Raw genomic sequence first — 12,106 nt, forward strand, 5'->3', positions numbered from 1 at the left:
TGCGCACCAGGCCGGGACGATATAGGATCTCTTGTGCAGTCGCGTAGTCATCCGCACCGCGCGCCGAGCGTCCGAGAGGTCATTTCTCGACGAACCTCAACCCGGCTTTATCCGTCAATTCCTTCAGCCGGCTTTGCATCACTGCAATGATGTGCTCGCGCTTTGCCGCGATCCGTTCGATCGGGCCGCCGATGCCGATAGCCAGCGGAGCGCGTCGCTTTGGCAGCGGAACAAGCATGCCTATCGTGTTTGCGCCCGGCGTCGTGCGGCCGCCCGACTCGGAAAAGCCGCGGCGGCGAATGCGCTCGATTTCTTCGAGAAACGCCGTTTCGCGAACGCGCGCCGACTGACTCGGCTCATCGGCATTGTTGCGACGGATGATGCCGCGAATCTTGGTGTTTGGCATTTGGCTCAGCAGCACGTGTCCAAGCGCGGTACGAACCATCGGTCGTATTTGACCAGCATGTGTGATGAACTGAAGCTGATAGCCGCTCGGCACGACGTGTAGATAGCGCATCCCGGCGGCGCCGGTCTGTTGTCCAAGCAGGATGGTTTCGCCGCCAGTCGCGCTCCAGAGTTCCTCCATCAGATCGGTGAGTTGTGTGTCACGGAACGGAGACCGACGGATCCAATCACCGAGCAGACCGACCCGGTAGCTGGGGATGAAGCGCCGGGTCTTTCGGTCGTATTCGAGGTAGTTCAACTCGACGAGACTGCTAAGCAGCACCGACGTGCTCGATTGGGGCATCTGCAACGCGGACGATATTTCAGTCACCGACGCGGCCCGCTTCGTTTCCCGGAAGAACTCCAGAACCGCAAACGTCCGCATGGCCGATTTGACGATGGCCGTCTTGTTCGAACTCGGCATGGCTGTCTCCGCGGCGCGGGGCAATGAGCGCCTCCATCACATATGTGATGTTAGGCCGAAACGGCTTCACTTGACGACAACTTTGGCACAGATTGGCGCCAATGAGATTAAACGCATGGAAACGCAGAGAGCAGGGGAAGGCGGATGCCCGGCCGAAGTTTGCTCGAGAAGATCTGGGATCAGCATGTCATTGCCCGCTTGAGCGAGGACACTGATCTCCTTCATATCGACCGTCATCTGCTGCACGATCTCGGCGGCTCGCGCGGCCTGCTCGATCTCAAGAGCCGTGGCCTCAAGGTCCACAATCCCGAGCTGACGTTTGCGACGCCCGATCACGCGCTGTCGACGGCGCCCGGTCGCGCCGGGACCAGCAAGATCGGCATGGAATTGCTGGCCGCGTTGCGGGCCGAGACCGCGGCGAGCGGTATCACGCTGTTCGATGTCGATCAGCCTGGCCAGGGCATCGTCCATGTCATCGGGCCTGAACTCGGCTTGAGCCTGCCGGGGGCGACGATCGTCTGCGGCGACAGCCACACCTGCACCCATGGCGGCCTCGGCGCACTCGCCTTCGGCATCGGATCGAGCGAGCTCACCCATGTGCTGGCGACGCAGGCGCTGATCCAGAAGCGTCCGAAGACGCTACGTGCGCGCTTCGAGGGCAAGCTCCCGCTCGGCGTCACCGCCAAGGACATGATTCTGGCGCTGATCGGGCATATCGGCGCCGCCGGCGGCACCGGTTATGCGGTCGAATATGCCGGGAGTGCGATCCGCGCGCTGCCGATCGAGGGTCGGCTCACGATCTGCAACCTCTCGATCGAGCTCGGCGCCAAGATGGGGATGGTGGCGCCGGATGAGACAACCCTCGAATTCCTGCGCGGCCGTCCCTACGCGCCGCAAGGCGAGATGTGGGATCTCGCCGTGAAAGCGTGGCGCGAATTGCCGAGCGATCCCGACGCGGTGTTCGACCGCGAGGTCGTGATCGATGTCGAAAAGATCATCCCGCAGGTCACCTGGGGCATCAGCCCCGAGCATGTCGTCGGCGTCGACGGCGTCATTCCCGATCCGAAGGCGGTCGACGATCCGTTGCGGCGTGCGGCGATCGAAACCGCGCTGGAGTATATGGGTCTGCAAGGCGGGGTACCGATCGCCGGCACGCCGGTCGATTGGGTGTTCATCGGTTCCTGCACCAACAGCCGCTTAAGCGACCTGCGTGCTGCGGCCGAGGTCGCGCGCGGCCGCAAGGTCGCGGCCGGGGTCCGCGCCTGGGTGGTACCGGGCTCGGAGAACGTCAAGCGCGAGGCGGTCGCCGAAGGGCTCGACAAGATTTTCATCGAGGCCGGCTTCGAATGGCGCGAGCCGGGCTGCTCGATGTGCCTGGCTGCCAATGGCGAGGTGGTGGCGCCGGGGCAGCGTTCGGTCTCGACCTCGAACCGCAACTTTGTCGGCCGGCAGGGGCCGCGTGCGCGGACGCATCTGGCGAGCCCCGCAAGCGCAGCCGCATCCGCCATCGCCGGTGCGATCGCCGACGTCAGGATGATGGGGCGCTAGACGATGCCGAAACCGTTCGACAGACTCACCGCGACTGCTGCGCCGATCATGCGCAGCAATATCGACACCGACGTGATCATCCGCATCGAGCGCCTGGTCGGCAACGGAATCCGCGGCACGCTCGGCAAATGGGCGTTCGGCTCACTGCGCTATCTTCCTGATGGCTCGGAGAATCCGGACTTCATCCTGAATCGCGAGCCGTACCGGGACGCGGAGATCCTGGTGACCGGGCCGAATTTCGGCTGCGGCTCGTCGCGCGAGGGTGCGGTGTGGTCGCTCCAGGAGCGCGGCATCCGCGCCATCATCGGCTCCGGCTTCGGCGACATCTTCTTCGCCAACTGCTTCCAGAACGGCATCCTGCCCGTCGTGGTCGACAAGGCGGTGGTCGATCAACTCGCCGCCGATATCGAGGCGACGCAGGGCGCCGGCAAGGTCTCGATCGACCTCGAGGAGCAGACCATCGTCTCGCCGTCGGGCGCCCGGTATACCTTCGAGATCGACCCCCGGCGGCGCGAAGGCCTCTTGAAAGGGCTCGACGAGGTGGCGCTGACGTTGCAGCGCGATAGCGAGATTCACGCCTTCCAGGCTTCCGACCGCACCGCACGGCCCTGGATTCATTCGACAAGGATATCTGCATGAGCACGCCATCCAACATGGTCAAGGTCGCCATGGTCGGCGGCGAGGGCATCGGTCCCGAGGTCACCGCGCAGTCGCGCCGCGTGCTCGACTGGTTTGCGGCCAAGCGTGGCGCGCCGATGACCTTGCGCGAGGCGCAGTACGGCCTGATCCCGTATCTGGCGACCGGCAAGGTGCTGCCGGAGGACACCGCCGAAGCAATGGACGAGGCCGACGCCATCCTGTGGGGCGCGACCGGCGGTCCGGAGACGACCGAGGTACCCGCGGCCGCGCGCAAGGCCGGCAGTCTTCTGGGGCTGCGCAGCAAATACGATCTCTACGCCAACCTGAGACCGATCATGGCGAGCCCGGCACTGTCGGCGTCGGCGCCACTGAAGCCCGAGGTGCTTGACGGCGTCGACTTCGTCATCATCCGCGAATTGACCAGCGGCATCTATTTCGGCGAGCCGCGCGGCATCGAGACCTTGCCGGACGGCCAGCGCCGCGGCTTCAACACCGAGCAATACACGACGAACCAGATCCGCCGCGTGGCGCGCTCGGCGTTCGAGCTGGCGCGTACGAGGCGCAACAAGGTCTGCTCGGTCGACAAGGCCAATGTGCTGGAGACCAGCGTGGTGTGGCGTGAGGAGGTGATCAGGCTGCACAAGGAGGAATTCTCCGACGTCGAGCTGACCCATCTCTATGTCGACAACGCCGCGATGCAGATCGTGCGCGAGCCGCGGCAGTTCGACGTCATGGTGACCGGCAATATCTTCGGCGACATCCTGTCGGATTGTGCGGCGATGGCCTCGGGCTCGCTCGGCATGCTGCCATCGGCCTCGCTCGGCCCGGTCGATCGCTTCGGCCGGCGCAAGGCACTGTACGAACCGGTGCATGGCAGCGCGCCCGACATCGCGGGCAAAGGCATCGCCAATCCGCTCGGCTCGATCCTCAGCGTCGCGATGCTGCTGCGGTTGACACTGAACCGGCCCGAGGATGCGGATTTGCTGGAGCAGGCGGTGCAGGCCGCGCTCGCGTCCGGTGCCCGAACGGCGGATATTGCTGAAGCCGGCGCGAAGAAGCTGTCGACCGTCCAGATGGGCGATGCGGTGCTCGGCGCGCTGGACAAGATATCGGCCAGGGAGCACGCGTGATGACGCGCCTGGCGATACCCTCCATTTCGCGGCGTTCGGCCCTGACGGTGATCGCCGCCGGCGGTGCGGCGCTGGCGAGCGGGCGGACATGGGCGCAGGCTATTCCGGGTCGCGCGATCTATCCGGTCGCGGTGCCGGTTTACCAGACGCAATTCGTCGCTGATCGTATCGGCTACTTCAAGGAGGCCGGGCTCGACTGCAAGCTGGTGCAGGGCGGCAGCGGCGTGAAGACCCGCGAGATCATCGCCTCATCGCAGGGCGATATCGGCATCGGCGACGTTACCCATCCGATGCAGCTCACCAACCACGGCCGAGCCGCGCGCGTAATGCTGCCGGTCGACACGAGGTCGAACTCGGTGATGTTCATCCTGCGCAAAGACCTGAAGGACCAGGGCATCAACTCGCTGGAGGCCTTCACGCAATGGAAGCGGCCCGACGGCCGCAGGCCGATCGTCTCGGTGTCTTCGCTGGGCGGCACCAACCATGTCTGGGCGTCCTACTACATGGAAACCATGGGGCTCGACGACAAGGTGACCTGGATCGGCACCGGCAATGTCGACACCATGCTGGGCTCGCTGAAATCGAAGCAGGTCGATATCCTCGTCAGCTCGCTGTCGCTGTTGAACGAGGCGAAGCAGCAGGGCTGGGGCGAATTGCTGTTCGACGGCACCGATGAGGCGATCTGGAACAAGCATATCGGCGGCAAGGTGCCGGTGACGGCGCATTTCACGTTGCAGGCGACCATCGACAAGGATCCGGCCAAGATGCAGGCCTACGTCACCGCGCTGTGGCGCGCGTCGCAATGGATCAAGGCGCACAAGCCGGTCGAGGTCTACGAGGCCATCGAGCCTTATGTCGGCAGCACCTCGCGCGACGCCAATTTGCTGGAGATCACGGCGATCCAGAAGGTCGCGGACTATGAAGGGTCGATCGACGCGGCGAGCTTCGCGCGCGGCGAGAAGGTCTGGTTCCGCGAGATGACCGGCATCAAGCCGCTCAAGATCGCCGACGTGGTCAACTCGAACCTCATCGACGCGGCGCGAAAGGCCTATCCGGGTTGAGCGCGCTGGAGACACGCGCAACCTTGTTGCCGCGCGCGTCGGCCGAGCGCCGCGTCGAGGTCAAGGGCCTGAGCAAGTCGTTCCAGCTCGCCGGGACCACGATCGAGGCCGTGCGCGATGTCACCTTCGACGTCCGCCGCGGCGAGTTCGTCGCGCTGCTGGGGCCGTCGGGCTCCGGCAAGAGCACGGTGCTCAACATGATCGCCTCGCTGATCCGTCCCACCGGCGGCGAGATCCTGATCGACGGCAAGCGCGTCGTTGCCGGCAAGGCAACGCCCAATGTCGGTTACGTCTTCCAGCGCGACACGTTGTTTCCGTGGCGGACGGTCGGCGACAATATCGGCTACGGCCTGGAGCTATCGGGCGTGCCCACGTCGGAACGGAAGGAGCGGATCGCGGAATGCGTCGCGCAGGCCGGGCTCAAGGGATTCGAGAATGCCTATCCGTCGGCGCTGTCGGGCGGCATGCGGCAGCGCGCGGCGCTGATGCGCACCCTGATCGTCGAGCCGCAAATCCTGTTGATGGACGAACCGTTCGGCGCGCTCGACACCCACACCAAAATCGACATGCATGAGGTGCTGCTGCGGATCTGGGAGCGCGAGCAGCAGACCGTGCTGTTCGTGACCCATGATCTCGGCGAGGCGCTGACCTTGGCCGACCGCATCATCCTGTTCTCGGCGCGGCCGGGCCGCATCAAGGACATGTTCGAGGTCGACTTTGCGCGCCCGCGCGATGCGGTGAAGGTGCGCGAGACTCCGCATTATGCCGAGCTGTTCCAGCACATCTGGCATTCGCTCGGCGAGGAGTTCGTCAAGGGCCGCAGCACATGAAGAGGTACAGCACGCTTGGCACGATCGGCTGGCAGGTCCTGATCTGCGCCGTCGTGCTGTCGGTCTGGCAATGGGGCTACGACCTGCGCGGAAAACTGCCGTGGCTGGTGCCCGATCTGCTCGATCCCTATTTCATCTCGAAGCCGTCGATGATCTTCGACAACTTCCTGATCCAGAGCTGCCTGACCTCCAAGCTCGGCGCCTTCAACGGCTGGGTCAATGGCGAGTTCGGCAAGTGCCTGGCGCGCAACGAGAACAATCTCTGGGCGGCGACGGCGATCACCCTGAAGAACACCTTCTTCGGCTTCGTCACCGGCGTGGTCTCTGGCTTCGTCGCCGGGCTGATCCTCGGACGATCGGACCGGCTCAGCGCGATCTTTCAGCCCTTCATCACCGCGGTGAATTCGATCCCGCGGATCGCGCTGGCGCCGATCATCGTGCTGGCGTTCGGGATCGGCGACATGTCCAAGATCGTGACGTCCTGGATTGTCGTCGTGTTCCTGGTGTTCTTCAACACTTTCGAGGGCGCGCGCTCGATCGACGAGGGCTTCACCAACGCCGCGCGGCTGCTCGGCGCCAGCGAATGGCAGATCACCCGCACCGTGGTGATCCCCTCGACGATGGCCTGGGTGTTCGCCTCGCTGACGCCTGCGATCTCGTTTGCGCTGATCGGCGTCATCGTCGGTGAATTCATCGGCGCCGAGCGCGGCATCGGCCGCCTCATCATCGAATCGGAGGCGCGCGGCGAGGCTTCGGGCATGATGGTCGCAGTGGTGGTGCTGATGCTGGTTGGCGTCGTGCTCTCGGCGATCATCTGGCGGCTACAGGCCTATTTGCTGCGCTGGCAGCGGCAGCGCAGCGCCGAATAGGCGAGGGCCGTGGCGGCGTCGTTCCGGCGGCCACGGCCCCTTGGCTCATGCCGCGGTTTCCGACGGCGAGGTCTCGCCGTCGAGCCAATCCTGCTCCTTTGCCAGCGCGCGCCAGGCCGCTTCCATGCGCTTGAAGCGATTGTAGGCCGGCTCGTCGTCGGCGCGCTCGGCAAGCTGGGCGCAGTTCTCCGCATTGTCGAGAAAGTGCTGGGATTGCTTCATGGAACGTCCTCCTGTTGATGAGGACGTGGTCCATCAAATCAGGCTATTCAACGCATGGAACATGAGCATTTCGCCACACTGGTGAATGTGTGTTCAGCGGAGTTCCTTGTGCAAGATTTCGCGCTTATGCGTGAGTGGATCTGCATGATGGTCTAGGTCGCGGCCAGGCAGGCCGGCCGCCGGAGCGTCGCGGCGTTCGGTCGCGATCCGGCTGCGGCATTCCGCGGCGAATGCGCGCAACCGCTCCACCGTCAGTGGATCCATGCCGGTGCGCGCCAGACGCTCGGCGCGGTCGGCTTCATCCTTGAGATGATCAATTGTCCGGCTCATGATTGCCTCCATGCCCAGACAATTTGAATCGAATTGCGACGTTCCCTCGCGTTCCCTCGCTCTTGGAGGCGTGGCTAACCGGCGGTTAATCGGCCGTCAGAGGGGTGCCTCAGGTCACCGGCGCGGGGTTGAACAGCGTCAGGTCGTTGTGGATGCCCCACTTGTCCGACCACGGCTTGGTGCGGCCGCTGGCGACGTCGAGGATCAGGCGGAACAGGTCCCAGCCGGTTTCCTCGATCGTCTTTTCGCCGGTCGCGATGCAGCCGGCGTCGAAATCGATCAGGTCCTTCCAGCGCCGCGCCAACTCGCTGCGGGTCGCGACCTTGACGACGGGCGCGGCGGCAAGGCCATAGGGCGTGCCGCGGCCGGTGGTGAACACCTGCAAGGTCATGCCGGAGGCGAGCTGCAAGGTGCCGCAGATGAAGTCGCTGGCCGGTGTCGCGGCGAACAGCATGCCCTTCTGCCGCGCCTTCTCGCCCGGCGACAGCACGCCCGCGATCGGGCCGGAGCCCGACTTGACGATCGAGCCCAACGACTTTTCGACGATGTTGGCAAGCCCGCCCTTCTTGTTGCCCGGCGTGGTGTTGGCGCTGCGATCGGCGCCGCCGCGAGCGAGATAGGCGTCGTACCATGCCATCTCGCGGATCAGCGCGCGGCCGACATCCTCGTTGACGGCGCGGCGGGTCAACAGCTGGATCGCGTCGCGTACCTCGGTGACCTCCGAGAACATCACGGTCGCGCCTGATCGCACCAGCAGGTCGGCGGCGAAGCCGACCGCGGGGTTCGCCGTGACGCCGGAGAATGCATCGCTGCCACCGCATTGCAGGCCGATCACGAGATCGGCGGCCGGGCAGGTCTCGCGCTGGCGGGCGTTGAGCACCTTCAGCCGGGCCTCGGCCTGGGTCATGATCGCATCGACGATCGCGCCGAAGCCGTCGAACGCTTCGTCCTGCATCCGCACGATGGCATCATTGACGCCCTCCGGCACCAGCCGCTCCGGCGCAAGTTTCTCGCAGCCGAGGCCGACCACGAGGATCTCGCCGCCGAAATTCGGATTGAGCGCGAGGTTTTGCAACGTGCGGATCGGCACCACGGCATCGGGCGCCGTGATCGCGACGCCGCAGCCATAGGCATGGGTCAGCGGCACGACGTCGTCGACATTGGGATATTTCGGCAGCAGCTCGGCGCGGATGCGCTTCACCGCATATTCCATCGTGCCCTTGACGCATTGCACGGAGGAGGAGATGCCGAGGATGTTCTTCGTTCCCACCGAGCCGTCTGGGTTACGAAAGCCCTCGAAAGTGAAGCCATCGAGCGGCGGCAATGCCGGAGGCACCGCGGTTGATATCTCGAGCCGGTCGAGCGGCGGCGCGTCGGGCATCCGGATGCGGGCCTCGTCGACCCATTCGCCGGCGAGGATCGGCGACAGCGCATGGCCGATCACCTCGCCATAGCGGATAATCGGCGCGCCCTCGGCGATGTCCGTGAGCGCGGTCTTGTGGCCCTGCGGCACGAAAGTGCGCAAGGTCAGGCCGCAAGCGAAGCGAGAGCCTTTGGGCAGGCCGAAATCATTCACCACGATCGCGACATTGTCGCGCGCATTGAGCTTGATGTAGCGGGGCTGCTCCTGCGCGCCGATCGACTGGTCCATGAAGCTTCCTCGAATTGTAGGGTGGGTTAGCCGAAGGCGTAACCCACCATGCTTGTTCGGTGGTCGTAATGGTGGGTTACGCCTTCGGCTAACCCACCCTACGCATCTACGCTTCTCAACCCGGGAACGTGTAAGCCGTCTTCACCGTGGTGTAGAACTCGCGGGCATAGGCGCCCTGCTCGCGTGCGCCGTAGCTCGAGCCTTTGCGGCCGCCGAACGGCACGTGGTAGTCGACGCCGGCGGTCGGCAGATTGACCATCACCATGCCGGCCTCGCTGTTGCGCTTGTAGTGCGAGGCGTATTTCAGGCTCGTGGTGCAGATGCCCGAGGCGAGGCCGAACTCGGTGTCGTTGGAGATCGCCAGCGCTTCCTCATAATCCTTGGCACGGATCACGCAGGCGACCGGACCGAAGATCTCCTCGCGGGCGATCCGCATCTGGTTGGTTGCGCCGGTGAACAGCGCCGGTTGCAGATAGAAGCCTGGCGTCTCGCGGTTCAACAGCTCGCCGCCCCAATGCAGCCGGGCGCCTTCGTCCTGACCGATCTTGATGTAGCGGAGGTCCTGGTCGAGCTGGCTCTGGTCGACGACCGGGCCGACATGCACGCCGCTCTTCAAGGCGTCATCAACGGAAAGACCCTTCATGCGCTCGGTCATCGCATCGACGAAGCGGTCATGAATGCCCGCGGTGACGATCAGTCGCGAGGACGCCGTGCAGCGCTGGCCGGTCGAGAAATAAGCGCCGTTGACGGCGACCTCGACCGCGACCTTGACGTCGGCGTCGTCGAGCACCACCAGCGGGTTCTTGCCGCCCATCTCGAGCTGGAACTTCTTCATCGGATTGGAGAGCACGCAAGCCTGCGCGATCTTGCGGCCGGTCTGCACCGATCCCGTGAAGGAGATCGCGGCGACGTCGGGATGATCCAGCAGCGTCTGGCCGACCACCGAGCCCGAACCGACCACGAGGTTGAAGACCCCAGCCGGAATGCCGGAGCGCGCAATGATCTCGGACAATGCGTGGGCCGAGCCCGGCACCAGCTCGGCCGGCTTGAACACGACCGTGTTGCCGTAGCAGAGCGCGGGGGCGATCTTCCACGCCGGGATCGCGATCGGGAAATTCCACGGCGTGATCATGCCGACGACGCCGACCGGCTCGCGGGTGATCTCGACATCGAGACCTGGACGCACCGATGCGCCTTTCTCGCCCATCAGCCGCAGCGCTTCGCCGGCGAAGAACGCGAAGATCTGCCCGGCGCGCGCCACCTCGCCGATGCCCTCGGGGAGCGTCTTGCCTTCCTCGCGCGCGAGCAGGCGGCCGAGCTCTTCCTTGCGAGCGAGGATCTCGACCGAGATCCTGGTCAGCGCGTCAAAGCGCTCCTGCGGTGTCGATCGCGACCACGCCGGGAACGCGGCCTTCGCGGCGGCGATCGCCCGTTCGGTCTGCGCCTTGTCGGCCTTGGCGTACTCGCCGACCACGTCCTTGGTGTTGGAGGGGTTGATGTCGCGCGTGATGCTGGTTCCGTCGACCCATTCGCCGGCGATGAAGTTCTTCTGGTGAGCGGTCATGTGTCTCTCCAACTTTCTTGTTAGCGCACGAGGCAGGGACGCTTGTCGTCGAAAGTCCAGCCGGGGATCAGGAACTGCATGGCCAGCGCGTCGTCGCGGGCGCCGAGCCCATGCTGCTTGTATAGCGCGTTCGCAGCCTCAATGGCACCGCGATCGATCTCGATGCCGAGGCCCGGCCGATCCGGGATCGCGATCCTGCCGCCCTTGATCTGCAATGGCTCCTTGGTCAACGCCTGGCCGTCCTGCCAGATCCAGTGGGTGTCGATCGCGGTGACCTTGCCGGGCGCTGCGGCGCCGACATGGGTGAACATCGCCAGCGAAATGTCGAAATGGTTGTTGGAGTGCGAGCCCCAGGTCAGGCCGTTGTCGCGGCAGGTCTGCGCCACCCGCACCGAACCCTGCATGGTCCAGAAATGCGGATCGGCGAGTGGAATGTCGACGGCGCCGAGCCGCAGCGCGTGTGAGAGCTGGCGCCAGTCAGTCGCGATCATGTTGGTCGCGGTCGGCAGCCCGGTGGCGCGGCGGAATTCGGCCATGATCTCGCGGCCGGAGAAGCCGGCCTCGGCGCCGCAGGGATCCTCGGCGTAAGCCAGCACGCCATGCATGTTGCTGCAAAGCCGGATCGCTTCATCCAGCGACCAGGCGCCGTTCGGGTCGAGCGTGACGCGCGCCTTGGGGAAACGTTTTGCAATCGCGGTGACGGCCTCGATCTCGTCCTCGCCCTTGAGCACGCCGCCCTTTAGCTTGAAATCGGCGAAGCCGTAATGCGCCTGCGTCGCCTCGGCGAGCCGCACGATCGCCTCCGGCGTCATCGCGACCTGATGGCGCAGGTTGAACCAGTCGGGTTTGCCGGTCTCGCCCTCGACGTAAGGCAGGCTGGTCTTGCTGCGATCGCCGACGAAGAAGAGATAGCCGAGCGTCTCGACATCGGCGCGCTGCTGGCCTTCGCCGAGCAGGGCCGCGACCGGCAGATTGAGATGCTGGCCGAGCAAATCGAGCAACGCCGACTCCACCGCGGTGACCGCGTGGATGGTGACGCGCAGGTCGAAGGTCTGCTTGCCGCGGCCGCCGGCGTCGCGGTCGGCGAAGGTCTGGCGCATCGAGGCCAGGATGTTATTGCAGGCGCCGATGGTCTGGCCGACGACGAGGTCGCGGGCGTCCTCCAGCGTCTTCCTGATCTTCTCGCCGCCCGGCACCTCGCCGACGCCGGTGTGGCCGGAGTTGTCGGTGAGGATGACGAGGTTGCGGGTGAAGAACGGCGCATGCGCGCCGCTCAAATTGAGGAGCATGCCGTCGCGGCCGGCGACCGGGATCACCTCCATCGCCGTGACGGCGGGGGCGCCGGCAAAACCGCTGCGGATCGTGTCTTGAATCATCTGCTCCTCCCTTCGTTG

The 12,106-nt window shown here is 65.1% G+C and carries 12 protein-coding genes; 6 read left to right on the plus strand and 6 right to left on the minus strand.

From position 1 onward, the window contains the following. Positions 1 to 79 precede the first annotated feature (79 nt). On the minus strand, positions 80 to 868 hold the full coding sequence (locus tag CWS35_RS13580; protein ID WP_100952186.1) for an IclR family transcriptional regulator: 789 nt from the start codon (positions 866 to 868) through the stop codon (positions 80 to 82). 144 nt (positions 869 to 1,012) lie between these two features. On the opposite strand from CWS35_RS13580, the gene leuC reads away from it, so the two are divergent. The 6 genes from leuC to CWS35_RS13610 are packed head-to-tail and all read left to right on the plus strand — an operon-like array spanning position 1,013 to position 6,945. Then, positions 1,013 to 2,416, plus strand: coding sequence for a 3-isopropylmalate dehydratase large subunit (leuC, locus tag CWS35_RS13585; RefSeq protein WP_100952187.1), 1,404 nt, complete (start codon positions 1,013 to 1,015; stop codon positions 2,414 to 2,416). A gap of 3 nt (positions 2,417 to 2,419) precedes the next feature. Further along, on the plus strand, positions 2,420 to 3,055 hold the full coding sequence (gene leuD, locus CWS35_RS13590) for a 3-isopropylmalate dehydratase small subunit (RefSeq protein ID WP_100952188.1): 636 nt from the start codon (positions 2,420 to 2,422) through the stop codon (positions 3,053 to 3,055). Next, positions 3,052 to 4,185 carry a 3-isopropylmalate dehydrogenase gene (gene leuB / locus CWS35_RS13595; protein WP_100952189.1) on the plus strand — a complete coding sequence of 378 codons (1,134 nt, stop codon included), beginning with the start codon at positions 3,052 to 3,054 and terminating at the stop codon, positions 4,183 to 4,185. The genes leuD and leuB overlap by 4 nt, the downstream gene beginning before the upstream one ends. Continuing rightward, the gene (locus CWS35_RS13600; protein ID WP_100952190.1) at positions 4,185 to 5,246 is read left to right on the plus strand and encodes an ABC transporter substrate-binding protein; all 1,062 of its coding nucleotides are present in this window, start codon (positions 4,185 to 4,187) and stop codon (positions 5,244 to 5,246) included. The genes leuB and CWS35_RS13600 overlap by 1 nt, the downstream gene beginning before the upstream one ends. Beyond that, complete coding sequence (locus CWS35_RS13605; protein ID WP_168226323.1) at positions 5,243 to 6,076, plus strand: ABC transporter ATP-binding protein; 834 nt, start codon at positions 5,243 to 5,245, stop codon at positions 6,074 to 6,076. Before CWS35_RS13600 ends, CWS35_RS13605 begins: the two co-directional genes overlap by 4 nt. After that, positions 6,073 to 6,945 (plus strand): ABC transporter permease, encoded by an 873-nt coding sequence (locus tag CWS35_RS13610; RefSeq protein ID WP_100952191.1) that lies wholly within the window; start codon positions 6,073 to 6,075, stop codon positions 6,943 to 6,945. The genes CWS35_RS13605 and CWS35_RS13610 overlap by 4 nt, the downstream gene beginning before the upstream one ends. Positions 6,946 to 6,990: 45 nt before the next feature. Here the strand turns inward: CWS35_RS13610 and CWS35_RS39520 are convergent, their stop codons facing one another. The 5 genes from CWS35_RS39520 to gudD all read right to left on the minus strand — a co-directional run bounded on the left by CWS35_RS39520 (position 6,991) and on the right by gudD (position 12,088). After that, the gene (locus CWS35_RS39520) at positions 6,991 to 7,167 is read right to left on the minus strand and encodes a hypothetical protein (RefSeq protein WP_168226324.1); all 177 of its coding nucleotides are present in this window, start codon (positions 7,165 to 7,167) and stop codon (positions 6,991 to 6,993) included. Positions 7,168 to 7,260: 93 nt separating this feature from the next. Beyond that, positions 7,261 to 7,509 (minus strand): hypothetical protein, encoded by a 249-nt coding sequence (locus tag CWS35_RS13615; RefSeq protein ID WP_100952192.1) that lies wholly within the window; start codon positions 7,507 to 7,509, stop codon positions 7,261 to 7,263. A gap of 97 nt (positions 7,510 to 7,606) precedes the next feature. Further along, positions 7,607 to 9,148, minus strand: coding sequence for a galactarate dehydratase (garD, locus tag CWS35_RS13620; RefSeq protein ID WP_100952193.1), 1,542 nt, complete (start codon positions 9,146 to 9,148; stop codon positions 7,607 to 7,609). A 115-nt stretch (positions 9,149 to 9,263) separates the two neighbouring features. Next, complete coding sequence (locus CWS35_RS13625) at positions 9,264 to 10,712, minus strand: aldehyde dehydrogenase family protein (RefSeq protein ID WP_100952194.1); 1,449 nt, start codon at positions 10,710 to 10,712, stop codon at positions 9,264 to 9,266. Positions 10,713 to 10,732: 20 nt separating this feature from the next. Then, on the minus strand, positions 10,733 to 12,088 hold the full coding sequence (gudD, locus tag CWS35_RS13630) for a glucarate dehydratase (protein WP_100952195.1): 1,356 nt from the start codon (positions 12,086 to 12,088) through the stop codon (positions 10,733 to 10,735). Between the last annotated feature and the right edge of the window lie 18 nt (positions 12,089 to 12,106).

The organism is Bradyrhizobium sp. SK17 (assembly GCF_002831585.1).
Lineage (GTDB): Bacteria > Pseudomonadota > Alphaproteobacteria > Rhizobiales > Xanthobacteraceae > Bradyrhizobium.

Coding starts and splice junctions, on each gene's coding strand:
- CWS35_RS13580 (WP_100952186.1), bottom strand. CDS start 868: ATGCCGAGTTCGAACAAGACGGCCATCGTCAAATCGGCCATGCGGACG.
- leuC (WP_100952187.1), top strand. CDS start 1,013: ATGCCCGGCCGAAGTTTGCTCGAGAAGATCTGGGATCAGCATGTCATT.
- leuD (WP_100952188.1), top strand. CDS start 2,420: ATGCCGAAACCGTTCGACAGACTCACCGCGACTGCTGCGCCGATCATG.
- leuB (WP_100952189.1), top strand. CDS start 3,052: ATGAGCACGCCATCCAACATGGTCAAGGTCGCCATGGTCGGCGGCGAG.
- CWS35_RS13600 (WP_100952190.1), top strand. CDS start 4,185: ATGACGCGCCTGGCGATACCCTCCATTTCGCGGCGTTCGGCCCTGACG.
- CWS35_RS13610 (WP_100952191.1), top strand. CDS start 6,073: ATGAAGAGGTACAGCACGCTTGGCACGATCGGCTGGCAGGTCCTGATC.
- CWS35_RS39520 (WP_168226324.1), bottom strand. CDS start 7,167: ATGAAGCAATCCCAGCACTTTCTCGACAATGCGGAGAACTGCGCCCAG.
- CWS35_RS13615 (WP_100952192.1), bottom strand. CDS start 7,509: ATGGAGGCAATCATGAGCCGGACAATTGATCATCTCAAGGATGAAGCC.
- garD (WP_100952193.1), bottom strand. CDS start 9,148: ATGGACCAGTCGATCGGCGCGCAGGAGCAGCCCCGCTACATCAAGCTC.
- CWS35_RS13625 (WP_100952194.1), bottom strand. CDS start 10,712: ATGACCGCTCACCAGAAGAACTTCATCGCCGGCGAATGGGTCGACGGA.
- gudD (WP_100952195.1), bottom strand. CDS start 12,088: ATGATTCAAGACACGATCCGCAGCGGTTTTGCCGGCGCCCCCGCCGTC.